Here is a 23,161-nt window from a genome sequence, read left to right as displayed (position 1 = left end):
CACGGACTATGCCTCGCCCGCCCCGATCCCGGCGTGCGGAGCGGACCCGAGCCCACGCCTGGGTGCAAACTGAGGACGGCGCAGTTGTCGGCGAACCCCTCTCGCGATCATCTGGATCCGTGACTCTGTCTGCGGCCTCGGGCCCTACCGCGCCGACCTTGTCGAAACGTACTGGCGCTGGGAGCAGGATCCGGCGCTGCTCGTGGGGTACGGGCGGCAGCAACCCGAGTCACTGGAAGCTCGCGCGGAGGGGATGGCGGCGCAACTTCGGGGGGACAACATCCGGTTCACCATTTACGACCTGGTGGGCGACGCCGCCGTGCCGGTCGGCGTCGCCACGCTGCTACCGGATGCCGCCGTTCGCACGGCCGAGTACGTGGTGATGCTGGCGCCCGAGGCGCGAGGGCGAGGATTGGGGACGGCGGCGACGCGTCTCGCGCTGGACTACGCGTTCCACATCACCAATCTGCGGATGATCTGGCTCAAGGTACTCGCACCCAACCGGCCTGCTGTCCGCGCTTATGAGAAGGCAGGATTCCGGACCGTCGGCGCCTTGCGAGAGGCGGGGTACTGGCTGGGAGAGGTCTGTGACGAGGTGGTCATGGATGCCCTCGCCGCAGAGTTCGCCGGGCCTTCGGCAGTGACTCCCCTGTTTCGGATTTGACCTACCGACACCGATAGTTCGTATCGGTCTTGACGGGATTCGGCCGGGCCCACCAGAGCGTGGCCCACTTCCTCGAACTGGTTGGCCACTTCACCGGCATGCGGTCAGGTGCCGAGATCCTCTTCGACTCCGAACTCGCCACCCTGCTCGGCTGACTCGACCCACTCCTCCGGCGGCGGCCGGCCCGGACCGCTCCTGGCCCGGAAGCCGCTCCACGCCCGCAGTCGGGCATGGAGCGGTGTGGATCGCGGACGGTGCCCCCGGCCGCGCCCGGCCGGGGAACATCCCGGCGGACGGACCGTCAGGTGATCGAGCCCTGTCGGGTGTACATCCCCCAGACGTTGTCGTCGAAGTACGGAGTGTCGATCTCCACCCCGTCGTGCGCCCGGGTGACCCCGTTGACCGCCGTCTGCAGGGTGTTCGGATCCACCCACAGCCACGGCCCGCCGCTGGAACCCTCCCCCAGGGTCCGGCAGGGCAGGTCCAACAGGATGGGGTAGAGGATCAGCCGCTCCAGCGTTCCCGCGCAGCTCACCTGGTGGGCGGCGTCGTCGATGTTCGCCGGGTACCCGACGGCGGTGACGAAGGTCTCCTCACGCCGGTTCACCACCAGGCCGTTCCCGCCGGTGGCCTCGACCACCTTCTGCCCGTTGGCGTTGGGGTTGAGGGTGACCATCGCGACGTCCCACTCGGGCGGGTCCGACTCGTCCAGCCAGTTGTTGAACACCCGGGCCTGCTTCCAGGTGAACATCCCGTACGGGTACGGCGCGGTGCCGTCGTACGCGGGCACGTAGATCCAGTCGACCTTGAACCACTTCGCCTCATTGCCGTTCATCCGGCTGCCCTTGCCCGCGACGCAGTGCGCCGCCGTGATCACCATCATCTTCGAGGGGCTGTTGAGGGCGCTGGCCGTGCAGCTCTTGTTCACCTGCTCGACCGTGTTGAAGTAGAAGACCCGCCCCACCGTCCGGTCCACCGACCGGTTGACCGCGAAACGGGCGGCCGCGGCGTCGACCTCGGCCCGGTCCGCCGCGTCGTCACCGGCGGCCTTCGCCTCCTCGGCGACGGTGGCCGCCATCCGCTCGGGCGTCCAGTACGCGCGGGCCGCCGCGTCGTCCGCCGCGCTCGTCTCCGAGGTCGACGTGCCGGCGGTCCGGTCGGGCCGGGGCGCAGCCGCGTCGGCGGCCCCGACCGTCCCCAGTCCCAGAGCGAGCGCCAGCGCGGCGCCGCCAAGAGTCCTCAGCAACTTCACTTCGTTCCCTCTTCCGTGTCCGTCGGGCGGCCGGGTGACCGCCGTTCTGGCAGCGTGGCACCGGACCCGGGCGCGCCGCCTGAGTACGGATACTCAAAGAAAGCGCACGAACAGGCTTGGCGGGAAGAGGAATTCACATCTCTCAAGCCGACGCCGCGGCAGCTTCCCGCCGCCGGGGCGACCGCTCGGCGGGACGGTCAGCGGGCGGTCAGTGAGTAGGCCGGCAGCGGCGTGTTGCCTTGGTGCTTCGCCAGGGACCGGAGCACGTCCCCCTGGCTCAGCACCAACTCCTGCACGGCACGGGGAAGTCGGTCCAGCCGGTGCGCGTCGTCGAGCAGCGTCGTGCAGGCGTCCACCTCCCAGTCGCCGTCCTGGAGGCCGGCCGTGTCGACGGCCCGCGGCCGGGCGGGGTTCCAGCCTGTCGCCGGGAGGGTCCGCAGCAGGCTCTCGCGCGAGAACGGCGTGCGCACGTTGCCCTCGCCCCGTGAGCCGCCCGCCTCGATCTGTCCCTGAATCAGAACGGCGAGCAGATGCGGCAGTTGTTCGTCGGATCGGGGTTCGAGGTCCCACTCGACGAAGCACAGGTTCCGCGCCCAGCGGCGGACCCGGACGAGGGTGGCCGCGAGCTGGTCCAGCGAGCCGAAGTACCAGGAGCAGTGCGCCAGGACCACGTGGTCGAACCCGTCGTCGGGGAAGGTCACCGCCTCGTCGAGGACATCCAGGCCGAAGCGGAAGTCGATGCGGGAGCCCAGCGGCGTCGCCTTGAGGTGTTCCGCCGACTGTCCCAGGGTGACCGGGGCACCGTACGAGGGATCGGCGATGTCGACGGCGACCACCCGGCCCCGCGGGCCGACGGCCTCGGCGAGGACGGCCGTGGTGTCGCCCTGTCCGCAGCCGACCTCCAGGACCGACGCTCCGGCCGGGATGTCCCAGCCGGAGACCAGTGCGGCCCGGTAGCGGGTCTGGGCCGGCTGGATTCCGGGAGACACGTCGGAGGTGGCCATGGCGGCCGCGATCGAGGGTGCCTTCGCCGTCAGTTCGGTCGCGCTCACGGGATCCTTCCGGTGCCGGGCCGTCCGCGGAGCGGCACCGGCCCGAGGTCTTCGGGTACGGGGAGCGAGGGCCCCGTCCGTGACGACGAGCCCCAGAGCCATCGCGGGCACCCTACGTCGGGATCGACGACTCTCCGGCGGAATTTCGGGGCGGGCCGTCCGCCCGCCGAGGCCCGCCTGCCGTGAACACGGCTCGCGTAAACCTTGACGGGAGTCGGCCGGGTCCAGCAGGGTGTGGCCCACTCCCTCGCACCGCTGCCCCCATCGGCACTCCCCCACCCGGAGACGGCATGCGTGCACTCGTTCAGAACAGACTCCGGCGGCGGGGCGGGCTTTTCGTCGGGCTCGTCGTGGGTGCGCTCACGGCGGCGGCCGCGGCGGTCGGGCTGGCCTCCGGTGCCGGCTTCGCGGCCGGGGCGGCGGATCCGCTGCCCAACGTCGATCTGGTCCTCAACGGGGGTTTCGACTCCTACCCGTGGATCTGGAAGTGCGACGGGGACGTCCGGGGCAGCAGCATCCCGCACGACCACTACGTGACGGGCTACCCGAGCGCCGACAACAACGCACGGTGCTCGCAACGGGTGCGGGTGCTGCCGAACTCCGGCTATCTGCTGAACGCCACGGTGCGCGGGCCGTTCGCCTTCGTCGGCGCCACGGGGGCGGGCGGCGAGAACGCCTCGACCTGGTCGAGCGGGAGCGGCTGGAACAACCTGTCGGTGCAGGTGCGGACCGGGCCGGACACCACCGAGCTGACGGTGTACTTCCACGGCTGGTACGAGCAGGCGGCCTACGACGTGCGACGGGTGTCCTTCTCCGGCCCCGGGTACCCACCGCACCCGTGCGGCGAGCCGGGCGGCCCGTCGCCGACCTGCTGGCGGACGTACATCCCCTGACCGGGTCCGAGGAGGTCACGGAGCGAGGCGGCGACGGCGGGCGCGCTGGCGGCAGGCGGCGCCGCAGTAGCGGGCCGGACGGCCGGTGGGGCGGACGGTGAGGGCGGCTCCGCAGTCCTCGCAGACCGGGAGGACCGCGGCGCGCAGGCCCCGGCTGTCACGGAACGAGCGGCCTTCCGTGACAGCCGTGCCGGACGGGCGGAGGCCGTCCAGGGTCAGCCGGACCAGAGCGAGGCCGGCCGCGCGGTCGTGCCGGGCCGCCAGCATCGCGGCGCACCCGATGGTGATCGCCACCACGTCGTCCGGGTCGAGGTCCGGCCGGACACCACCGGCCCGCTGGGCGGCGCCGAGCAGCGCCGCCAGCAGCTGGTGCAGCCGCGCCACCGTGGCGGTCAGGAGCGGGCGCGGCCAGCTCGCGTCGGCCGACATGACGTCGCAGACGGTCACCCTGCTGTTGGAGGTGCCGATGACGTCCAGCAGGAAGCCGAAGAAGGCTTCGGTGGGAGCGGACCGGGCCGTCCGCCGCTCGCCGGAGGCGACGAGTTCGGCCAGCTGTCGGGTCATCACCGCCTCGACGAGGGCGTTCTTGCTCGGGAAGTGCCGGTACACGGTGCCGGCGCCGACACCCGCCCGGCGGGCGATGTCCCCGAGCGGGACGTCCAGCCCCCGCTCGGCGAACGCCTCGGCCGCCGCCGCCAGCACCCGGGCCCGATTGCGGCGGGCGTCGCTCCGGTCGCCCGCGCCGATCACCGTCGTCATGTCACGAAACCCCTTGTGCCCCCGAAGTCAAACGGGTTGGAGTATCCCAGATCCCCGGGGTGAAGCACAGGCCGGGGCGAGGGAGGACGAGATGACCACCGAACACGCCGAACGCAAGGACACCGCCTGGAGCGTCGTCGCCGTGACCGGCGCGACCGGGAAGCAGGGCGGCGCGACGGCCCGGCGGCTGCTGGCCGCCGGGCGGCCGGTGCGCGCCCTGGTCCGGGACCCGGCCGCGCCCGCCGCCGTGGCGCTCGCGGAGGCCGGGGCCGAGCTGGCCGTCGCGGACATCGACCATCCGGCGAGCCTGGGCCCGGCCCTGGCCGGGGCCGGCGCGCTGTTCGTCGTCCCGCCGGTGGCCTACGGGTCGACCGGCCTCGACGAGGAGCTGGAGTTCGGCCGCGGCCGTTCCCTGGCCGACGCGGCCGCCCACGCCGGGATCCGCCAGGTGGTGTTCACCGGCGTCGCCCCGACCACGGGCACGGCGTTCGCGGCCCCGGGGAAGCGGCGGACCGAGGAGTACCTGCGCGAGCGGATCGAACGGGTCACGGTGCTGAGGCCGGTGCGGTTCATGACCAACTACCTGGGCGTGGCCGGGATCGGCTTCGACGGGTTCACCGACGGCGTCCACCGGCACCTCTTCGCACCGGACCAGCCGCTCCAGATGATCGCCCTGGAGGACATCGCCGAGTTCGCCGCCCTGGCCTTCGAGCGGCCGGAGCGGTTCGCCGGGCTCACTCTGGACCTGGCCGGTGACGCCCCGACACCGGTCGAGGCCGTCGCCGTGATCGGCGCCGCGACCGGGCGGACGCTGCGCTACGAGCGGATCGGCCACGACCAGGCCGCCGCCCTGCACCCCGGGTTCGCCGAGGTCCGCCGGCAGTGGGCCGAGGGCCACCGCTGGCGGGTCGACATCGAGGCACTGCGGGCGCTCCACCCCGGGCTGCGCAGCCTCGGCGACTGGCTCGCCGAGGGCGGCGCCGCCGCGCTGCGGGCCCGGTTCGACGCCGCCGACGCAGCGGCCGCCGCGCGGGCGGCCTGACAGATCGTCAGAACAGCTCGAGCAGCGCCCCGGGCCCCCGGAGCCGGTCAGGACGCCGGTCCTGACGCCGGCGCGAGAACCTCACGAAGCTCCCGCACGGCACGGCGCCAGACGGGTCCGTCCTCGGTCTCGTCCCAGAGCTCGGCGAGTTCGGACTCCTCGGCGAGCACCCGCTCCAGCGCCTGCGCCGCGAGGGGGCGCAGGTCGACCGGGAAGACCGGGAGGGACTCGTCGGGACCGTAGGCGGTGGTGACCGGCTCGCCGCCGGGGCACTGGGCCGCGACGAGGGCCGCGGCGGCCACCGCTTCGGCCGCCTCGTCGAAATCGAGGTACTCCTCGGCCCCCGTCCCGGCGGCCGCCGCCAGCGCACGGCGGACCAGGCCCTCCCGTTCGCCCGCCGCCGCCCCGTCCAGTCCTGCGCAGAAGTCGGCCGCGGTGTCGTTGTCGAAGTGTCCGATGTCCCAGGTGCCCACAGTGTTCTCCTTCTCGGATCGTTCGTGGGGATCATGGCACCGGCCACCGACAATCACGCGGGCTCAGCCCCCGGCGGCCTCCGTGATGCGGGCCGCCAGGGCGGTGCCGAGGGCCTCGACGGCGGCCGGGGTGAAGGCGTGCTCGTTGTAGCGGAGCCAGCAGACCAGCGAGCCGTCGGGCTGTTCGGTGGCCGCGAGTTCGGGGACGTGCCGGTCGCCGCCGGGGAGGGGGTAGGGGACGGTGGCGGCGCGCGGGACCTCCCAGGCGGTGCAGGCGAGGCCGGGGAGTTGGGCGGGGGCGTTCCAGCTCTCGTAGCGGAGCCAGGCGGCGAACGGCGCCAGCGGGCTGAACTCCGCGAAGGGGTAGAGCTGGTGGTCCAGGGCCGCGGTGGCGGTGTCGCGGACCCGGGCGAGGAGTTCGGCGAAGCCGGGTGCCCCGGAGGCGTCGACCCGCAGCAGCAGGGACTGCACGAAACAGCCGACGGCCTGTTCGGCCTCGGGTGTGGTGCGGCCGGGAACGGGGGTCATCAGCACCAGGTCGTCCTGGCCGCTGCGCTCCGCGAGCAGGCCGAGCCAGACGGTGGCGAGCGCCTGGAAGGGGGTCGCCCCGGCCTCGGCTGCCCGGTCGCGGAGTGCGGCGGCCCGGTCGGCGGGGACGGTGAGCCGGTGCGCGGCGCTGAGCACCGTCTCGGTGTCGGCACGGCCCGGGAAGGGGTGCACCGCCTCCGGCGCTCCGGCCAGGGTGCGGGCGAAGTGGGCCCGGGAGACGGGCCAGTTGGCGTTGGCGCGGGCGACCAGCTCGCCGAGCGTCGGCATCGGCCGGGGCGGGGGCGCCGGGCGGCCGCGGCGCAGCGCGGAGTAGACGACGCCGAGGTCGCGCAGCAGCACGCCGACCGACCAGCCGTCGCCGACGATGTGGTGGACGGCGAGCAGCACCGCGTGGTCGTCGGCACCCCGGCTGACCACGGCGAGGCCGGTCATCGGGCCTTCGCCGACGTCGGTGAGCCGGTCCCGGACGGCGATCAGCCGGGCGGACACCTCGTCGTCGCTCTCGCCCGGGGCGTCGACCAGGATGGCCTCCACCTCGGGGTCGGGATCGACGACCGCGCGCCGGACGCCGGGCAGGGCGCCGGGCACGGGCACGAACCGGGTGCGCAGCGCGGGGTGGCGGCGCACCGCCTCGTACAGGGCCTCGGTCAGCAGACCGGGGTCCAGTGCCTCGGTGACGCGGAACATCACGGCGACCGAGCCGACGTTGCGACCCTCGGCCTCGGCCATCCAGCGCAGGAAGTTCTCCTGCTGGGAGGTGAGCGGGATGTCGTGGGGCTGGGCGCGCAGTTCGCGCAGGAACGGGGAGAGCTCCGCGTCGTCCGCCGGGGGCGGGGCCTCGGCGGTCCTGGGCGCGGTGGCGATCCAGGCGGCCTGGGCCCGCAGCGAGGGGCGTTCGAAGACCAGGGCGGTGCTCGCGGTGACGCCGAACTCGGCGGAGACGGCGGCGGCGAGCTGGACGGCGCGGAAGGAGTCGCCGCCGAGCGCGAAGAACTCGTCCTCGACGGCCGCGACCGGTCGGCCGAGCACCTTGCGCCAGACGGCGGCGAGGGCGAGTTCGGTGTCACCGGTGGGCGGGGTGCCGGCGGGCGCCTCGGCGGGGGTGTCGAAGCGGGCCCGCAGTTCGTGCTTGACGACCTTGCCGCTGGGGTTGCGGGGCAGCCGGTCGGTGAGCAGGATCCGGACCGGCAGTTCGGCCCGGCCGAGCCGGGCGGCGAGGAACAGCCGCAGTTCGTCGAGGTCCAGACCGTCGGCGGCGGGCACGACGACGGCCACCGGCACGGCGCCCATGACGGGGTGCGGGAGGCCGAGCGCGGCCGCGTCGGCGACCCGCGGGTGGCCGTGCAGGACGTCCTCGATGCGCAGGGTGGAGACCTTGAGGGCGCCGGACTTGATGATGTCGCTCTCGCGGTCGACCAGGTGGAGGTAGCCCTCGGCGTCGAGCCGGCCGAGGTCCCCCATCCGCACCCAGCCGTCGCGGAAGACGGCGGCCGTGGCCTGCGCGCCGGCCGTGTAGCCGCGCGGGGGTCCCGGCTGGCGCAGCCACACCTCGCCGACGGCGCCCGTCGCGACCGGCTGCCCGTCCTCGTCGAGCAGTCGCAGGTCGGCCGGGTTGGCGGGGCGGCCGACCGAGCCGGGCCGGCGGGCGTCGACGACGGCGGATATCTGGGCGGGGGACGCCTCGGCGGAGGTGTAGGTGTTGACCAGGGTCGCGGTCGGCAGGGCGGCGCGCAGCGCGGTGGCAACGGGGGCGGGCAGGGCGGCGGCAGAGCAGCTGATCAGCAGGACGCTGCTCAGGTCGTGCCGTCCGACCGCACCGGAGTTGAGCAGTTCGACGGCCATCGAGGGCACCAGGAAGACGGTGCCGGCGCGGTGTTCGGCGACGGTCCGCCCGAACTCCTCGGCGTCGAACCGCGGCAGGCAGATCGTGGCGGGCGCGGCGACCAGCGCGTTGACCAGGACCACCTGGGCCGCGTTGGTGCCGATCGGGAAGGCGTGCACGGCGTGCGCGGAGTGGGCGTACGGGCGCGGGCGCGGGTCGAGCCGCTGGCCGGCGGTCAGGCTGGCGTGCGCGGCGTGCACGCCCTTGGGGGCGCCGGTGGTGCCGGAGGTGCCGATGACCTGGGCGAGGTCGCCGGGGGCGGGGCGGTGCGGCGGTTCCTCCGTGACGGCACCGGTGCTGTCACCGGCGCCGTCGGCCTCCAGTCCGGCCAGCGGCAGGCAGCGGACGGCGGCCGCGGCGGCCCGCCCGTCCTCGGCGGAGTCCGCGACCGCGAGGACCGCCCCGCTGTCGCCCGCCAGCCGCGCGGTGTCCTCGGCGCTCAGATCCTCGCGGACGACGACGGCCGCCGCACCCGCGTAGTGCGCGGCCAGGAAGGCCACCGCGTAGGCGTCCCAGGAGCGGTTGGGGAAGAGCAGTAGCACCCGCTCTCCCGGCCGCACACCTGCCCGGGCGAGCCCGTGGGCGGCTCGCACCGCCCGCTCCCGCCACGTCCGGTAGTCGAGCACCGGGCGGCCGGGGACGATCAGCGCGGGCCGGTCGGGGTGCCGGGCGGCCCGGTCGTCGAGCAGGTCGGTCAGGGTGAGCGCGTCGGGCGCCGTCGGTGCCGAAGCGGCGGTGGCGGGAACGGCGCTGACGGTGGATCGGGTGCTGATGACGACTCCCGGAAGTGGCCAGGACGGGGCGCGGCCGATCGGCCGGACGGGTGGCTGGTCCAGACCGTAGCGGCTGGGTACCGTCCCCCGCCAGAGTCGTCCGCCCGCGGACCTCGGGGTCCGGCCGGCGCCCCGTCCGGGGCCACCTCCGCCCGGCGACCGCATCGCCCGGCCAGGCGCCGGCCGCACCCTCCGGCCGCACCCTCCGGTCGCGGTCGCGGAGCGTAACCGCCGGGCGGACCCCCGGGGAGCGACCCGGGGAACGGCCCGCGAAACGGCCCGGGGAATGCCACGGCCCGGACGGGGCAGGCGGGGGCGCACGGCCCGCACCTCGGCGGCCGGCTCCGGACGTGCCGTGACGCGCGGTTCGGGCGATCATGAGGGAACGTGCCTCGAAAGGTGGAATGCGATGTTCCAGCTCCTGTGGATTCTGCTCATCGGCTTCGTGCTCGGTGTGATCGCCAAGCTGATCCTGCGCGGCCCGCAGGCCATCCCGTGGTGGCTGACCATGCTGCTCGGCGCGGCCGGGGCCTGGCTGGGCAATGCGGTCGCCGGGTGGATCGGCGTGCGGCACACGTCCGGCATCGACTGGATCCGCCATCTGCTCCAGCTCGCCTTCGCGGTCGGCCTGATCGGCATCGTCGCTCCCGCCTGGAGTTCGCGCCGGTCCAGGTGACCGGCCGCGACCGTGCCCGGCCCCGGACCCAACCCCCGGCCCCGGCCCCGGCCCGGGCGGGCGAAGGGTCCTCCGGGTCCGGAGGGTGGTCCGGCGCGACCCTGTTCGAAGCGGCGCGGCTAGACTCGCACGGCCGTCGCAGCCCGACGGCCGTGCCGCCGAACTCGCGAGGGAACACAACATGGTCGAGGCCGCCCCGAAGGTCGTTGTGGTCGTGCCCACCTACAACGAGCGGGAGAACCTTCCGGTCCTCGCCGGCCTGTTGGCCGGGCTCGACCTGCCGAACCTGCACCTGCTGGTCGTCGACGACAACTCCCCCGACGGGACCGGCGAGGTCGCCGACAAGCTGGCCGCCGAGTCCGGGGGCCGGGTCTCGGTGCTGCACCGCACCGAGAAGGACGGCCTCGGCCGCGCCTACGTCGCCGGCATGGCCAAGGCCCTGGAGAACGACGCGGACGTGGTCGTCCAGATGGACGCCGACCTGTCCCACCCGGCCGCCGTCCTGCCGCTCATGGTGAAGACCCTGCTGGCCGACGACACGGCCGTGGTGCTCGGCTCCCGGTACGTGCCCGGCGGATCGACCGCCGAGGAGTGGCCGTGGCACCGCAAGGCGCTCTCGGCCTGGGCCAACCTCTACGTGAACACCATCCTCGGCCTGGGCGTGCGCGACGCCACCGCCGGCTTCAAGGCCTGGAAGGCGCAGACCCTGCGGGCCATCGACCTGCCGTCGGTGCACAGCAACGGGTACTCGTTCCAGGTCGAGCTGAACCACCGGGTGGTGCGCCGGGGGCTCACCATCAAGGAGGTGCCGATCCGCTTCGAGGAGCGGGTCGAGGGCGCGTCCAAGATGAGCCTCGGGGTGCAGGTGGAGTCGGCGCTCGCGCCGTGGAAGCTGCTGCGCGAGGGGCGCGGCAGGCAGTAGCCCCCGCGCCGGACCGGACGGAAGTGGACCGGTGGGAAGCGGGGGACGGGGAAGGAGGCGCGCATGGCCCTGCTACCGGAACCCGTGGTCGGCCTGCTGCGCCGCGCCGCCCGTGAACCCTTCGCCGTCCAGACCGCGCGGGCGACCGTCGCCGCCACCCTCTCCTACGTGGTGGCGACCTGGCTCAGCAGCGAACCGGCCCCCCTGACGGCCCCGCTCACCGCGCTGCTGGTGGTCCAGGTCACCGTCTACTCGACCCTCACCACCAGCATCCGCCGGGTGAACTCGGTGGTCGTCGGCGTACTGATCGCGATCGGCTTCAGCGCGGTGGTCGGCCTCTCCTGGTGGAGCCTCGGGCTGATCATCCTGGCCTCGCTGGTGATCGGCCGGTTCGTCCGGGTGGACGAGTTCGTCCAGGAGGTCGCGATCAGCGCGATGCTGATCCTGGGGGTCACCAAACTCGCCTCCCAGGCCTGGGACCGGGTGCTGGAGACCCTGATCGGCGCGAGTGTCGGCCTGCTCTTCAACCTGGTGTTCGCCCCACCGGTCTGGGTGGACACCGCCGGTGAGTCGATCGAGGACCTGGCCCGCCGGGCCCGGCACCTGCTGCTCGACCTCGCCGAGCAGCTGGGCCGGCCCACCGCCGTCGCGGACGCCGCCGAACGGCTGCACGAGGCCCGCCGGCTCGACCAGGCGATCGCCGACGTCGACGCCGCGCTGCGCCAGGCCGAGGACAGCCTCCGGTTCAACCCCCGGATCAGTGAGGGGCTGCTGTCCCGGCTGGTGCTGCGCACCGGTCTGGACACCCTGGAGATCTGCGTGGTGGTGATCCGTGTCATCTCGCGCTCGCTCACCGACCTCGCCAAACGGCGCGGGCCCGGCGAGCCACTGGTGGCGCCGGGCCTCGCGGTGGCGATGGAGGAACTGCTCGCCCATGTCGGCGGCGCGCTGGTGAGCTTCGCCGTGCTGGTCACCACCCAGGTCAGCCGGAACGCCGAGGAGGCCGAGGAACGGCTCACCGCCGAGCTGACCGCCGCCTGGGCGAGCCGGGAGAACGTGGCCCGACTGCTGCTGGAGCAGGTCCGCGCGGACCCGGAGTCCTGGCACCTGCTCGGATCGCTGCTGACCGAGGTCGACCGGATCCTCGACGAACTGGACCTGGAGCACCGCTCGCGGCGGCTGATGGAGGAGCTGGACCGGGCTTCGGTGGCGGGCCGGGAGCGGTTCTCCCGGCTGGGCCGGCTGCGCCGCTGGCTCCGCGGCGAGCGCCCCGTCCTCGCCCGGGTCCGCCGACGGCGCGCGAAGCCCCCGGCGGGTGCCCGGGGCTGAGCCCGCAGGCTGCCCGGACCTGCGCCTCACCCCTCGGCGGCGTCCAGCAGCTGCTGGATGTCGATCCGGCGCATCTGCAGCATCGCCGTGGTGACCCGGGCGGCCTTGGCCCGGTCCGGGTCGGAGACCAGGTCGATCAGCACCTGCGGGGTGATCTGCCAGGACAGGCCCCAGCGGTCCTTGAGCCAGCCGCAGGGCCCCTCCTGGCCGCCGCCCTCCAGCAGGGCCGCCCAGAGCCGGTCCACCTCCGCCTGGTCGTCGCAGTGCACCTGGAGCGAGACCGCCTCGGTGAACGGGAAGAGCGGCCCGCCGTTGAGGGCCACGTACGGGCGGCCGCCGAGTTCGAAGGCGACCGTCAGCACGGTGCCGGGGGTGCCCGGACCGGCCTCGGTGTAGTGGGTGACGGCGGTGATCCGGGAGTCGGGGACGACCGAGGTGTAGTACCGGACGGCTTCCTCGGCCTGGTCGTCGAACCAGAGACAGGGTGTGATCTGCTGCATGGGCCGACGGTAGCCGCGGGCCCGGCCGTCCCCGGGCGCGCCACGCCACGGCCGGGGGGACCGGCCGCGGCGTGGCGCGCGAGGATCCGGACTCAGTGCACCCAGCCCGCGTACCGCCGGGTGAAGCGCTGGCCGGTGGCGGCGGTGACCACCACGTCGTAGCGGCCCTGCTTGTCCAGCGGCCAGACCAGGTTGCTCTGCTTGCCCGGCCGGACCCAGACGGTCTGCGCGGTGCCGGCGAAGTCGTTCGGCACGGCGGTGAAGCAGACGTCGGTCATGCCGTCGTTGACGAGCTGGAGCGTCAGCCGCTTGGAGCCGGACAGGTCGGCGGTGACGATCGGCACCGCGATGTCGTTCTGGCCGGACGGCTGCTCGGCGGTGCCCTGGCCGTCGCGGACCACGGTGCCGGCGAAGCGGCGGACGAAGCCGTCCGGGCCGTGCACGGTGAAGTCGTAGCGGCCGTTGGTCTTCGCGGCCTCCCAGACGTAGGTGGCCGAGGCGCCCGGGGCCACGGTGAACGGCGTCCCGGCGAAGGGCTGCACGATGTTCGGGTAGACCGTGTACGGGAAGGCCACCGAGCCGTCGTTGCTCATCGTGCAGGTGACCCGGCCGGTGAGTCGGTCCACCTCCGCCTCGGCCCAGGGCTGGTAGGGCAGGTGGCGGTGCGGGCGGTCGCCCCGCTCGGGCACCGGCATGGACTGGGCGCCGACGGCGGGCAGCTGCACGCCGGGGAGCTTGGTGCCCGCGTCGGCCTTCGCCATCAGGGCGTTGGTGTCCGGCAGTTGCGGGATCGACTGGTCCGGGGCGGCGAAGTCGAAGCAGCTGGTGAGGTCGCCGCAGACGGCGCGGCGCCAGGCCGAGATGTTGGGCTCGGCCACACCGGTGACCTGCTCCATGAAGCGCAGCACGGAGGTGTGGTCGAAGACCTGGGAGTTGACCCAGCCGCCGCGCGACCAGGGCGAGGCGACCCAGAGCGGGACGCGGTTGCCGAGACCGATGGCGCGGCCCTGGGTGAACTCCTCCGGGGTGCCCGGCTCGGGGGTGGGCGGCACCATGTGGTCGAAGTAGCCGTCGTTCTCGTCGTACATGACCAGGAAGACGGTGTGCCGCCACACGTCCGGGTTGGACATCAGCGACTGCAGGGCCTGGTTCACCCAGTGCGCGCCGTACGCCGGTCCGGCCTCCGGGTGCTCGGAGAAGAGGTACGGCGCGACCAGCCAGGAGATGGTCGGCAGGGTGCCGTCCTTGCAGTGCGCGTCGAAGGCCGCCGGGTCGAACTTGGTCATCGCGTTGATGTAACGCGGGTCGTCCTTCGGGAAGTTGTGGAACTGCTTGAAGTACGAGAGCGCGTTGTCGTCGTAGTCGCCGGTGCGGTCGTCCTTGCTGGGGTTGTGGTAGACCCGCCAGGTGACGCCCGCCGACTGGAGGCGCTCGGCGTAGGTGGTCCAGTCGGCGACCGGGTTGTCGGTGACCGGGGTGTTGTCGATCCACGGGCCGGTGGTGCCGTCCCGGCCGGGGCCGGAGGTGCCGGTCCACAGGTAGAGCCGGTTGGGATCGGTCGGCCCGGCCAGCGAGGTGAAGTAGGCGTCGCACAGGGTGAAGGCGTCGGCCAGCGCGTACTGGTAGGGGATGTCCTCACGGGTGAAGTACCCCATGGTGCGCTCGCCCTTGGCGGCGATCCACTTGTTCATCGCGCCGTTGTTGATGGCCTGGTGACCGGTGGCCCAGTCGTGCGGCAGGCCGCCGGCGTTCTGCGCGTTGTACTTCGAGGTGTCCATCCGGTACGGCAGCATCACATTGCCGTCGCTGCGGCGCGGGTCCGGCTGGCGGAACACGTCGGTGCCGTCGGGGAACTGCAGCCCCTGCTTGTCACCGAAGCCGCGCACGCCGTTGAGAGCGCCGAAGTAGTGGTCGAAGCTGCGGTTCTCCTGCATCAGCACCACGACGTGCTTGACGTCCTTGATGGTGCCGGTGAGGCGGGCCGGCGCGGCGGCGGGCTGGGTGGGCGCGGCCTGGGCCGGGGTGCCCTGGAGGCCGGTCAGGGCGGCGGCGCCGGCGGCCGCGGTGGCGCCGACGAAGGTGCGGCGGGAGAGCTCGGACATCGCGAACTGGCCTTTCAGAGCTGGAAGGTGGCGACCGCGGCGGCGGTGTCGGACGGCCACTGGTTGGCGGCGAGGGCGGCCGGGTCGGCGGCGGTGGCCGGCCAGTCGGCGACCAGCGTGTGCGCCTCGACGAGCCGCAGCCTGCCCCGGTACAGCACGTAGTCGATCCGGTCCTGCGGCTCGGCCTTGCCGGCGGCGCGCTGCTTGCGGACCGGCGACCAGGTGGTGCCGGGGGCCTTCACCGGGTCCCGGTTCTCCTCACGGAAGGTGTCGGTGAGTCCGGCCGCCTGGAGCGCGGTGGTGACCGGCCAGGCGAGCGCCCCGGCTCCGCCGTGCGCGGCGGCGGTGGCGGCCGTCCAGTCGAGGTGCGAGGGCGAGGACAGCGCGCCGGCGAGCACCACCGGGGCGCCCGCGGCGGCGTCGGCGGTGACGGCGGCGGCCAGCGCCCGCGCCTGCCGGAGCCGGGCCGAGGCGTTCTCGGTGTCGAGGACCTGCGCGCCGGTGCGGCCGTCCTGGACGGCGTACGGGCCGTAGTCGGACTCATCGAGGTGCGCGGTCCAGACCCGGACGGCGCGGCCGCCGGGCAGCTGCACGGTCGCCCCGGCGGCGGGCAGTTCGGCGGTGGCCGGGGTGACGGCGGTCAGCGGGTAGCGGCTGAGCAGGCCGACGCTGCCGGCGCTCTGGTGGGCGTACCAGCCGAGGGCGTCGGCCAGCGCCTGGGCGGCCTTGCCGGCCGTCTCCTGGAGCGCGAGCACGTCCAGGCCCTGGGCCAGCACGACCCGCAGCTGCTTCTCGAGGGCGTCGGTGAAGGCGGCACCGGCGTTGGCGAGGTTCCAGCTCGCGACCTTGAGCCGGGGCGCGGTGGCCGGGTCCACGACCGGGAGCAGCACGGTGACGGTGTCGGTGGCTCCGGCGCTGTCCTTGACGCCGACGACCAGGACCTCGGGGGTGCGCGGCGCGGCGCCGCCCGGCGCGGTGCCGGTGACGGTGCCGTCGGCGGCGACCGCGAGCCAGGCCGGTCCGGAGACCTTGCGGAAGGCCGCGCTGCCGGCCGGGTTGCCGGCGGGGCGGGCCCAGAGGCCGCCGAGCTTGACGGTGACGGCGGCGCCGGGGGCGACGGGGGTGGCGGTGAGGGAGTCCACCACGGCGTGCGGGCGGACCACGGCCGGCTTGGGCCGGAAGGTGAACGGCTGGGTCTTGGCGAGGACGCCGTAGCCGTCCTTGGCGAGCAGGTAGGCCGTGTACGGGCCGCCGGTGAGGGCGGAGGTGTCGAGCTGGACGTCGCCCTCGCCGGCCGGGGTGTACTTCCAGAGCAGGGAGCTGCCCGTGCCGGGCTGACGGTCCCCGTCGTAGATGCCGACCCAGTTCTTGGGGTCGGGGGCGTCGGTGGTCCAGTGGAAGGTGAGGCGGTCGCCCTCGACGGGGCTGCTCGACGACGTGCTGGTCAGGGTGCTGCCGGTGGCCACGGATGTCCTGTCCGCCGCTCGGGCACCGGGCCGTCGGGGGGTGCCGGGCCGGGGCCGTCCGCGGCTGGTGACGGAGGCTTGGGAGGGTCGGCCCGTCAACAGTTGGCTGTACAACTGCGGGGCCGCGCCCATTCATCCGAAGACCGGCGACCAGGACATGAACGAGACGTGACGGATTGTCGGGCGGAACGGGAACTGTGGGGCCGTCCGGCGGACGGGGTGCCGGAACGCGGGTGTCCGGAAGGGCGGAACGCGGGTGTCCGGAACGGCGGAACGCGGGTGTCCGGAACGGCGGAACGGCGGAGGACCCGGCCCTGGGGCCGGGTCCTCGGAACGGCGGACCGCCGGAACGGCGGGCACGGGCAACAGCGGACGTTCGGCACACGAACCGCCGGACGTGCGGGCCGTCAGGCGAGGGTGAGGAAGAGCTTCTCCAACTCGGCCTCCGTCATCGGCGCCGCGCCCTCCTCGGCACCCGCCATGCACTGCCGCATACCGCTCGCCACGATCTTGAACCCGGCCCGGTCGAGCGCCCGCGACACGGCGGCCAGCTGGGTCACCACGTCCTTGCAGTCCCGGCCGGCCTCGATCATCGCGATCACGCCCGCCAGCTGCCCCTGGGCGCGCCGCAGCCGGTTCAGGACCGCTCCGACGGCCTCCTCGTCCACCTGCATGTCCGGACCGCCCTCCACTGTCGACCACCGGCCCTCCAGTGTACCCCGTGGGGTATACGGACCCGGGTGGCCGACCTTCGGCCCGTGCCGTCGGCCAACGGCTCCGGCCGTTGCGGGACCGCCGTCGCGACGGCCGCCGTCAGCGCCGCGCCAGCCGCCGTTCCCCGCCCGCCCCGGTGACGTACTCCAGCTTGTAGTGCGCGAACACCTCGGGCTCGTCCTCGGCCGGCAGCACGTCGTCCACCCCGATCGAGGGCGCCTGCTTCACCAGCGCCTTCGGGAACGCCACCCGCAGGTACCCCGGCCCCAGCACCGCGCCGTCGAGCGGTACGAACACCAGCCGCCGCTTCATCGCCAGTCCGATCGTGACCGTCACGAAGTACGGCTGGTCGCTGGCGGTCTCGACGTAGACGGACTCCAGGGTGCCGATCCGGTGGTCCTTCTCGTCCACGACGGACTGCCCCCGCCACTCCCTGATGTCGGCCGGAACGATCTCGGCGACGGCCATGGTTGCCTCCCACTCCCGCTCCACGGCGGCACGCCGCGCTTGCGGGCGGCGCCCCGGACCCTCCCATCCTGCGCCTGTCCGCCCCGTCCCGCCCGCCGGGACGGGGCCGTTCCGGCCCATCCCGCCGCAACGCGGCCATTGCGCACAAGCGGGTGTGAACCGACCTCGCCGCACCACGGGTGTACTCGAACACCTACGCTGTCCGCCGACGGATCATCAGTTCGGCCAGGTGCGGAGGCGTGCAGACAGTGGTGGGTTACAACGAGATGTGGGAGCCGGGCGAGCCCGGTGTCCCCGCCGACCTCCGGCCGGAGATCCCGCACCCCGCGCGGATGTACGACTACTACCTGGGCGGCAAGGACAACTTCCCGTCCGACCGCGAGGCGGCCGAGCGGGCGCTGGCGGCCAACCCGGAGTTCAGATCCACCGCGCGCGCCAACCGGGGCTTCCTGACCCGGGCGGTGCGCCATGTGGCCGGGCTCGGCATCGGCCAGTTCCTCGACATCGGCACCGGCATCCCGACCGCGGGCAACACCCACGAGATCGCCCAGGCCGTCGATCCGGGCGCCCGGATCGTCTACGTCGACAACGACCCGATCGTGCTCGCCCACGCCCGCGCCCTGATGGGCGGCACCGCCGTCGGCCGGACCACCGTCATCCAGGCCGACCTGCGCGAGCCGCTCGACCTGCTCGCCGCCGCCGAGGCCGAGAAGCTGCTCGACTTCGAGAAGCCGATGGCCCTCGTGCTGGCCGCCGTGCTGCACTTCGTGCCGGACGAGAACGGACCGTACGAGATCGTCCGCACACTGCTGGACACCCTCGCGCCCGGCAGCCACCTGATCCTGTCCCACGGCACCGCCGACTTCATCCCCGCCGAGGTCCGCGACCGGGTCACCGGCGTCTACAGCAAGGCCACGGCACCGCTGGTCGGCCGCAGCCGGGAGCAGGTGGGCGCCTTCCTGGACGGCCTGGACGTGCTCGAGCCCGGGGTGGTCACCGTCCCGCTGTGGCGTCCGGAGGGCGACCCCGTCCCCGGCGCGGACCGGGTCAGCATGTACGGCGCGGTCGCCCGCAAGTCCTGACGGCGCGGCGTCGGTGGCGGCCCGGATCCGTCCGGCCGCCGCCGCGGGCCTCATCCGGTGGCCTCATCCGGTGGCCGCGCCGGTCAGCGGCCGGGACGCGGGTTCCGCCGGGGCGCAGGGCAGTTCGCGCATCCGGCGCAGCGGTGAGCAGAGCACCGGCAGGACGGCGAGCAGCTCGCCCAGGGCGCCCGCCCAGAGCGCCTGCCGGACGCCGAGGCCCTGCCCCAGCACACCGCCGGCCAGCGCTCCGATCGGCATCACGCCCCAGACCAGGAAACGGACCGTTGCCGTCGTCCGGCCCAGCAGCGGCTTCGGGCAGAGCCGCTGGCGGAAGGCGACCGAGGTGATCCTGAAGGTCATGAAGAGGACCCAGCCCGCGGCCTGCAGCAGGACGGCCAGGACGAAGCGGCCGTCGGCCCGGAAGAACGGCACCGCCAGCAGCCAGAGCACGGCGCTGCCCGCCACCGCTGCGCACATCGCCGGTCCCTGACCGAGCCGGGCGGTGAACCGCGCCGTGAGCAGGCTGCCGATCAGGCCGCCGACCGCCTCCGCGGTGAACACGAGTCCGCACAGGAACGGCGACAGACGCAGCTCGCCGACCAGCAGCACCATCAGCATCGAGGCGCCGATCGTGCCGCACAGGTTGGAGGCGGCGGCGGTGAGGGTGACCGCCCGCAGCAGCCGGTCGCCGAGGACGAAGCGCAGCCCCTCGGCGATCTCCGTCCGCAGCGCTCCCCCCGACCGGGTGCCCGAGGAACCCTCCGGCCGGGCCTCGGGCCGCCGGATCCGGCCCAGCAGCAGCGCGGAGAGGCCGAAGCTCAGTACGTCCACCACCAACGCGACCGGCGCGGTCAGCGCACCCACCAGCGCCCCGCCCACGCCCGGGCCGCCGACCTGGACGGTGCTCCGGCCCGCCTCGATCCGGATGTTCGCCGCCACCAGCTGCTCGTCCGGCACCAGGTGCGGCAGGTAGCTGCCGTACGCCACGTCGAAGAACGCGGTGCAGACGGACATCCCGAACGCCACCGCGTACAGCTGGGGCAGGGTCAGCGCGCCCAGCCAGGAGGCGGCCGGGACGGAGAACAGCAGCACGGCCCGGACGACGTCCGCGGCGACCATCACCGGCCGCCGCCGCACCTGGTCCACCCAGGCGCCCGCGGGCAGTCCGATCAGCAGGAAGGCCGCGTACTCGAAGGCGACCAGCAGGCCCGCCTCGAACGGTGTGGCGCCCAGCGTGCCGACGGCCACCAGCGGAAGCGCGACCAGGGTGACGGCCGCACCCGCCTGACTGACGGTGTCGGCGGCCCAGAACCGTCGGAAGTCGGCATGCCGGAGCAGGCCCGGAAGTGGAGGAGTCATGCCGGCCAGCATCCTGAGCGTGATCACCGCGCGGCCAGTGTTTTAGTCTGGGCGAAAACGTCGACCGGGGGTGGGGATGGGCGAGCTGCGGTTCGGGGCGCGCGACCTGGGCAATCTCAGGTTCGCGATCTCCCCGCTCTGGGAGACCGCGGCGGCCGCACGCGCCGTCACCGATCCCGGTCGGCACGTGGTGCACCTGCCCTGGATCCGCCGGGCCGCGTCCCTGGGCCGGGGCGGCGGCCTCGGTGGGCGGACCTCGCCGCCCGCGGCGCTCACCGCCCGGTCCGGCCTGCTGGCGGGGCGACTGCTGCCGGCTCCGCGCTGCCCGCTGGCCGAGATCGAGGAGGAGTTGTCCGCCCTGCTGGCCACCCCGCCCGAACAGGTCCGGGACGCTCTCGCCGCTGTGCCGCGTCCGGCGCCGACCGGCGCCGGACGGCAGCCTGCCGAGGACCCGGAACGCGTCCTGCCCGAGCTCGCCGAGGCCCTGCACTCCTGGTGGGAGGCGGCGGTCCGGCCGTACTGGCCGCGGATCCGCGCCGCCCTGGAGGCGGACATCGCCCACCGGACGCGCCTGCTCGCCGAGGACGGCATCCACGAGGTGCTGTCCTCGCTCCACCCCACCCTGCGCCGGGACGGGGACCGGCTGCGCTCACCCGACCTGCCGGCGGACGGCGACGGCCTCGGCGGCACCGGACTCACCCTCACCCCGAGCGCGTTCGCCGACCGCTGCCGGGTGCTGGGCGGCCGCCGGGGAACACCGCCCGCCCTGGTCTACCCGGCCCGCGCCCTCGGCCTGCTCTGGGAGCGCCGGGAGAACACCGACGACGCGCTCGCCCGGCTGCTCGGGCGCAGCCGCGCCCGCCTGCTCGCCTGCACCGGATCCCCGTCCACCACCACCCAGCTCGCCGCCCGGACCGGCCTCAGCCTGGGCGCGGTCTCCCAGCACCTCGCCGTCCTGCGCGACGCCGGGCTGGTCACCGGCCACCGCTACCGCCGCGAGGTCCACTACACCGCCACCGACCTGGGCACGGCCCTGCTCACCCGGGCGTAGGCCGCGGCGGGGCGGAGGGCCGCACCGGACGGCCGGCGCCTCGGAGCGGGCGTCAGGCGGGCTTGCTCGCGCGGAGCGAGTACATCAGCGGGACGCGGGGCTGCCCGGCCGGGAAACGGAAGCCCCGGTCGCGCTCCAGCACCGGGAAGCGCGGGAACAGCGTGAAGTCGTGCTCGTGCAGGAACTCCACCCGCAGGCCCTCAGTCACCAGGGCGCTGAGGACGTCGCCGATCCCGTGCTGCCACTCGACCGTCTTGGAGGCCAGGGACGTCACCTCGCCGTCGGTGTAGGTGCTGGGGTCGTCCCAGACCGTGGCGTCGCGGTCGAAGTAGTCGTACTCCACCGTCCGGCCGTCGTCGCCCAGGGTGTCGCCGAAGGGGTGGAACTCCGCCAGGTAGAGGAAGCCGCCCGGGGCGACCAGGGAGGCCGCGGTGCGGGCCCAGCGCGCGATGTCCGGGAGCCAGCACAGGGCGCCGAGGCCGGTGTAGACGATGTCGAAGGTCTGCCCGTCGAGCGCCGCCACCGCCTCGTACACGTCGGAGACGACGAATCGGGCCGTGTCCGCGCCGATCTTCCCGGCCAGTTCGGTGGCGGTCTCCACCGCCGGCGCGGAGAAGTCCAGGCCGGTCACGGTGGCGCCGTGGCGGGCCCAGGACAGGGTGTCCAGGCCGATGTGGCACTGGAGGTGGAGCAGGGACTTGCCGCTGACGTCACCGACCTCGGCCAGCTCGAAACCGCGCAGTGCCTCGTCGCCGGACACGAAGCCGGGGAGGTCGTAGAAATCGCTGGCCTTGTGCACCGGGACACGGCCGTCCCAGTTGGCGCGGTTGGTCGCCAGCCAGTCGTCGGGGGCAGGGGTCTTCTCCATACCGACCACGCTGCCAGAGCCGGGAGCACCGCTCAAACGCTTTTCACGGCCGCCGCGGGCCGTCGGCGGCGGGGAGGTCGAGGACGGCGAGCAGGGGCGGGTCCAGCGGCCAGGGGAAGTCCGGTGCGGCGGTGCCGACGGTGGCGCTGCTGATGGTGGCGGTGCTGACAGTGGCGCTGCCGAGCGCGGATGCCGGGGCAGCGGGGGTGGTGGTGGCGGTCGCGGCGGCCCGGGCCAGCCGGAGGGCTCCGAGCAGCGGCGGGCCGTCCGGAGGGCGGGGGCGGGCGGCGGGGAGGCGGACCGCGAGCGCGTCCAGGGTCGCCCGGCGCAGTGGGTCGAAGCGGAACAGACCCCCGGTCAGGGCGAGCCGGGGCTCGGTCCGACCGGCGGCCGCGGCGGCGGCGCTCGCGCTGTCGGCGATCTCCTCGCCCGCACGGCGGAGCAGGTCCGCGGCGACCGGACAGCCGCCCCCGGCGGCCGCGACCACCGCCGGGGCGAACTCCGCGAGCAGCGCCGCCCGGTCCGGACGCGGCTGGAGCGCGGCCGGGAGGCCGGCCACCGGGCCGTAGTGCCGCTCGGCCGCCGCCAGCAGCGCGGGCGAACCCCCGTTGCGGCCGTCCTGCGCCCGCAGCGCCGCTTCCAGCCCGGCCCGGCCGAGCCAGGCGCCGCCGCCGCAGTCCCCGAGCAACTGGCCCCAGCCGTCGGCACGGCACCAGTTCCCGCCCGGGCGGAGGCCGATCGCGACCAGCCCCGTCCCGCCGGCCACCACCACCCCGGCGGCGGTGCCCAGCGCGCCCACGTAGGCCGTGACCGCGTCCCCCGCGAGCACCAGCCGCCGGGCGCCGGTGGCTCGGGCGAGCGGGCCGGGCAGCCGGGCCGCCAGGTCGCGGCCGAGCAGGGCCATCCCGGTGGCGCCCACGGCGACCGCGCCGATCCCGGCCCCGTCGGGCAGGCCGGCGACCAGGGCGCCGAGTGCGGGCAGCAGCCGGTCGAGCAGCGCCCGCCCGTCCTGTCCTCCGGCCGAGGCGGACACCCGCGCGGCGGCGGCCGACCCGACCGTCCGCACCCCCGCCGGATCCACCGGCCGGCCCGCGGGCGCCGCCCCGACCCGGATGCCGGAGCCGCCGACGTCCACCCCGACCACCCAGGACTCCCCCGCCGCCCGCTCCATGCCGCCTCCGCCCGCCTCGTCCGCACCCCGTCCTGCCCATCGTGCCCATCGTGCCCGGCGGACGGCGGGGCGGCGCCGTGGCACGGCGGACGCAGGGCCTCCAGAACGTTCTGC

The 23,161-nt window shown here is 74.4% G+C and carries 22 protein-coding genes; 9 read left to right on the top strand and 13 right to left on the bottom strand.

Annotated elements, in window-relative coordinates; translation table 11 throughout:
- The first annotated feature begins 109 nt into the window (after positions 1-109).
- Positions 110-664 (top strand): GNAT family N-acetyltransferase, encoded by a 555-nt coding sequence (locus ACIPYS_RS20260; protein WP_400747810.1) that lies wholly within the window; start codon positions 110-112, stop codon positions 662-664.
- 29 nt (positions 665-693) lie between these two features.
- Positions 694-819, top strand: coding sequence for a hypothetical protein (locus ACIPYS_RS20255; RefSeq protein ID WP_400747713.1), 126 nt, complete (start codon positions 694-696; stop codon positions 817-819).
- Between the two features lie 146 nt (positions 820-965).
- Here the strand turns inward: ACIPYS_RS20255 and ACIPYS_RS20250 are convergent, their stop codons facing one another.
- Together ACIPYS_RS20250 and ACIPYS_RS20245 are read right to left on the bottom strand one after the other, a co-directional pair.
- Positions 966-1,916, bottom strand: coding sequence for a trypsin-like serine peptidase (locus ACIPYS_RS20250; protein WP_400747711.1), 951 nt, complete (start codon positions 1,914-1,916; stop codon positions 966-968).
- Positions 1,917-2,113: 197 nt separating this feature from the next.
- Positions 2,114-2,920 (bottom strand): class I SAM-dependent methyltransferase, encoded by an 807-nt coding sequence (locus ACIPYS_RS20245; RefSeq protein WP_400747808.1) that lies wholly within the window; start codon positions 2,918-2,920, stop codon positions 2,114-2,116.
- Positions 2,921-3,258: 338 nt separating this feature from the next.
- On the opposite strand from ACIPYS_RS20245, the gene ACIPYS_RS20240 reads away from it, so the two are divergent.
- On the top strand, positions 3,259-3,861 hold the full coding sequence (locus tag ACIPYS_RS20240) for a hypothetical protein (protein ID WP_400747709.1): 603 nt from the start codon (positions 3,259-3,261) through the stop codon (positions 3,859-3,861).
- 15 nt (positions 3,862-3,876) lie between these two features.
- Here ACIPYS_RS20240 and ACIPYS_RS20235 read toward each other — a convergent pair whose 3' ends face one another.
- Positions 3,877-4,620 (bottom strand): TetR/AcrR family transcriptional regulator, encoded by a 744-nt coding sequence (locus ACIPYS_RS20235; RefSeq protein ID WP_400747707.1) that lies wholly within the window; start codon positions 4,618-4,620, stop codon positions 3,877-3,879.
- Positions 4,621-4,711: 91 nt separating this feature from the next.
- Here ACIPYS_RS20235 and ACIPYS_RS20230 point away from each other — a divergent pair, with 91 nt between their 5' ends.
- Positions 4,712-5,662 carry an NmrA family NAD(P)-binding protein gene (locus ACIPYS_RS20230; RefSeq protein ID WP_400747705.1) on the top strand — a complete coding sequence of 317 codons (951 nt, stop codon included), beginning with the start codon at positions 4,712-4,714 and terminating at the stop codon, positions 5,660-5,662.
- 47 nt (positions 5,663-5,709) lie between these two features.
- Here the strand turns inward: ACIPYS_RS20230 and ACIPYS_RS20225 are convergent, their stop codons facing one another.
- Both ACIPYS_RS20225 and ACIPYS_RS20220 read right to left on the bottom strand, forming a co-directional pair.
- Complete coding sequence (locus ACIPYS_RS20225) at positions 5,710-6,135, bottom strand: DUF4259 domain-containing protein (protein ID WP_400747703.1); 426 nt, start codon at positions 6,133-6,135, stop codon at positions 5,710-5,712.
- Between the two features lie 63 nt (positions 6,136-6,198).
- On the bottom strand, positions 6,199-9,528 hold the full coding sequence (locus ACIPYS_RS20220; protein ID WP_400747701.1) for an AMP-binding protein: 3,330 nt from the start codon (positions 9,526-9,528) through the stop codon (positions 6,199-6,201).
- Between the two features lie 220 nt (positions 9,529-9,748).
- Here ACIPYS_RS20220 and ACIPYS_RS20215 point away from each other — a divergent pair, with 220 nt between their 5' ends.
- From ACIPYS_RS20215 to ACIPYS_RS20205, 3 genes are all read left to right on the top strand, one after another.
- Positions 9,749-10,015: a GlsB/YeaQ/YmgE family stress response membrane protein gene (locus ACIPYS_RS20215; RefSeq protein ID WP_030393150.1), complete on the top strand. Its 267-nt coding sequence runs from the start codon at positions 9,749-9,751 to the stop codon at positions 10,013-10,015.
- A 181-nt stretch (positions 10,016-10,196) separates the two neighbouring features.
- Entirely contained in the window at positions 10,197-10,937 is a 741-nt protein-coding gene (locus ACIPYS_RS20210) for a polyprenol monophosphomannose synthase (RefSeq protein WP_400747698.1), read from the top strand.
- Positions 10,938-11,000: 63 nt separating this feature from the next.
- Positions 11,001-12,266, top strand: a complete 1,266-nt coding sequence (locus ACIPYS_RS20205; protein ID WP_093858866.1) for an aromatic acid exporter family protein — start codon at positions 11,001-11,003, stop codon at positions 12,264-12,266.
- A 26-nt stretch (positions 12,267-12,292) separates the two neighbouring features.
- Here the strand turns inward: ACIPYS_RS20205 and ACIPYS_RS20200 are convergent, their stop codons facing one another.
- From ACIPYS_RS20200 to ACIPYS_RS20180, 5 genes are all read right to left on the bottom strand, one after another.
- Positions 12,293-12,766 carry a VOC family protein gene (locus ACIPYS_RS20200; RefSeq protein WP_093858867.1) on the bottom strand — a complete coding sequence of 158 codons (474 nt, stop codon included), beginning with the start codon at positions 12,764-12,766 and terminating at the stop codon, positions 12,293-12,295.
- 92 nt (positions 12,767-12,858) lie between these two features.
- Positions 12,859-14,868 carry a phosphocholine-specific phospholipase C gene (locus ACIPYS_RS20195; protein WP_093858868.1) on the bottom strand — a complete coding sequence of 670 codons (2,010 nt, stop codon included), beginning with the start codon at positions 14,866-14,868 and terminating at the stop codon, positions 12,859-12,861.
- A 14-nt stretch (positions 14,869-14,882) separates the two neighbouring features.
- On the bottom strand, positions 14,883-16,334 hold the full coding sequence (locus tag ACIPYS_RS20190) for an endonuclease/exonuclease/phosphatase family protein (RefSeq protein WP_400747695.1): 1,452 nt from the start codon (positions 16,332-16,334) through the stop codon (positions 14,883-14,885).
- A gap of 407 nt (positions 16,335-16,741) precedes the next feature.
- Complete coding sequence (locus tag ACIPYS_RS20185; RefSeq protein ID WP_093864646.1) at positions 16,742-17,008, bottom strand: metal-sensitive transcriptional regulator; 267 nt, start codon at positions 17,006-17,008, stop codon at positions 16,742-16,744.
- A gap of 139 nt (positions 17,009-17,147) precedes the next feature.
- Positions 17,148-17,516, bottom strand: a complete 369-nt coding sequence (locus tag ACIPYS_RS20180; protein WP_400747693.1) for a PRC-barrel domain-containing protein — start codon at positions 17,514-17,516, stop codon at positions 17,148-17,150.
- A gap of 239 nt (positions 17,517-17,755) precedes the next feature.
- On the opposite strand from ACIPYS_RS20180, the gene ACIPYS_RS20175 reads away from it, so the two are divergent.
- Positions 17,756-18,598 (top strand): SAM-dependent methyltransferase, encoded by an 843-nt coding sequence (locus ACIPYS_RS20175; RefSeq protein WP_400747691.1) that lies wholly within the window; start codon positions 17,756-17,758, stop codon positions 18,596-18,598.
- 63 nt (positions 18,599-18,661) lie between these two features.
- Here ACIPYS_RS20175 and ACIPYS_RS20170 read toward each other — a convergent pair whose 3' ends face one another.
- A complete protein-coding gene (locus tag ACIPYS_RS20170) occupies positions 18,662-19,957 on the bottom strand; it encodes an MFS transporter (RefSeq protein ID WP_093864648.1) in 1,296 nt (431 codons plus the stop codon).
- A gap of 76 nt (positions 19,958-20,033) precedes the next feature.
- Between ACIPYS_RS20170 and ACIPYS_RS20165 the strand changes: the two genes are divergently transcribed.
- The gene (locus ACIPYS_RS20165) at positions 20,034-21,008 is read left to right on the top strand and encodes a DUF5937 family protein (RefSeq protein WP_400747688.1); all 975 of its coding nucleotides are present in this window, start codon (positions 20,034-20,036) and stop codon (positions 21,006-21,008) included.
- Positions 21,009-21,060: 52 nt separating this feature from the next.
- On the opposite strand, the gene ACIPYS_RS20160 is transcribed toward ACIPYS_RS20165, so the two are convergent.
- Together ACIPYS_RS20160 and ACIPYS_RS20155 are read right to left on the bottom strand one after the other, a co-directional pair.
- A complete protein-coding gene (locus ACIPYS_RS20160) occupies positions 21,061-21,876 on the bottom strand; it encodes a bifunctional 2-polyprenyl-6-hydroxyphenol methylase/3-demethylubiquinol 3-O-methyltransferase UbiG (protein ID WP_093858872.1) in 816 nt (271 codons plus the stop codon).
- Between the two features lie 43 nt (positions 21,877-21,919).
- Complete coding sequence (locus ACIPYS_RS20155; protein ID WP_400747686.1) at positions 21,920-23,047, bottom strand: BadF/BadG/BcrA/BcrD ATPase family protein; 1,128 nt, start codon at positions 23,045-23,047, stop codon at positions 21,920-21,922.
- Positions 23,048-23,161 lie beyond the last annotated feature (114 nt).

It is taken from the genome of Kitasatospora sp. NPDC089913 (assembly GCF_044748625.1).
Taxonomy (GTDB): domain Bacteria; phylum Actinomycetota; class Actinomycetes; order Streptomycetales; family Streptomycetaceae; genus Kitasatospora.
The sequence above is the reverse complement of the archived record's forward strand: the minus strand, read 5'-3'. Positions and strand labels throughout refer to the sequence as shown.

Bases quoted from the DNA above. Each gene is read 5' to 3' on its own strand.
- ACIPYS_RS20245 (WP_400747808.1), bottom strand. From the start codon at position 2,920: ATGGCCACCTCCGACGTGTCTCCCGGAATCCAGCCGGCCCAGACCCGC.
- ACIPYS_RS20240 (WP_400747709.1), top strand. From the start codon at position 3,259: ATGCGTGCACTCGTTCAGAACAGACTCCGGCGGCGGGGCGGGCTTTTC.
- ACIPYS_RS20235 (WP_400747707.1), bottom strand. From the start codon at position 4,620: ATGACGACGGTGATCGGCGCGGGCGACCGGAGCGACGCCCGCCGCAAT.
- ACIPYS_RS20230 (WP_400747705.1), top strand. From the start codon at position 4,712: ATGACCACCGAACACGCCGAACGCAAGGACACCGCCTGGAGCGTCGTC.
- ACIPYS_RS20215 (WP_030393150.1), top strand. From the start codon at position 9,749: ATGTTCCAGCTCCTGTGGATTCTGCTCATCGGCTTCGTGCTCGGTGTG.
- ACIPYS_RS20210 (WP_400747698.1), top strand. From the start codon at position 10,197: ATGGTCGAGGCCGCCCCGAAGGTCGTTGTGGTCGTGCCCACCTACAAC.
- ACIPYS_RS20205 (WP_093858866.1), top strand. From the start codon at position 11,001: ATGGCCCTGCTACCGGAACCCGTGGTCGGCCTGCTGCGCCGCGCCGCC.
- ACIPYS_RS20200 (WP_093858867.1), bottom strand. From the start codon at position 12,766: ATGCAGCAGATCACACCCTGTCTCTGGTTCGACGACCAGGCCGAGGAA.
- ACIPYS_RS20195 (WP_093858868.1), bottom strand. From the start codon at position 14,868: ATGTCCGAGCTCTCCCGCCGCACCTTCGTCGGCGCCACCGCGGCCGCC.
- ACIPYS_RS20185 (WP_093864646.1), bottom strand. From the start codon at position 17,008: ATGCAGGTGGACGAGGAGGCCGTCGGAGCGGTCCTGAACCGGCTGCGG.
- ACIPYS_RS20180 (WP_400747693.1), bottom strand. From the start codon at position 17,516: ATGGCCGTCGCCGAGATCGTTCCGGCCGACATCAGGGAGTGGCGGGGG.
- ACIPYS_RS20170 (WP_093864648.1), bottom strand. From the start codon at position 19,957: ATGACTCCTCCACTTCCGGGCCTGCTCCGGCATGCCGACTTCCGACGG.
- ACIPYS_RS20165 (WP_400747688.1), top strand. From the start codon at position 20,034: ATGGGCGAGCTGCGGTTCGGGGCGCGCGACCTGGGCAATCTCAGGTTC.
- ACIPYS_RS20160 (WP_093858872.1), bottom strand. From the start codon at position 21,876: ATGGAGAAGACCCCTGCCCCCGACGACTGGCTGGCGACCAACCGCGCC.
- ACIPYS_RS20155 (WP_400747686.1), bottom strand. From the start codon at position 23,047: ATGGAGCGGGCGGCGGGGGAGTCCTGGGTGGTCGGGGTGGACGTCGGC.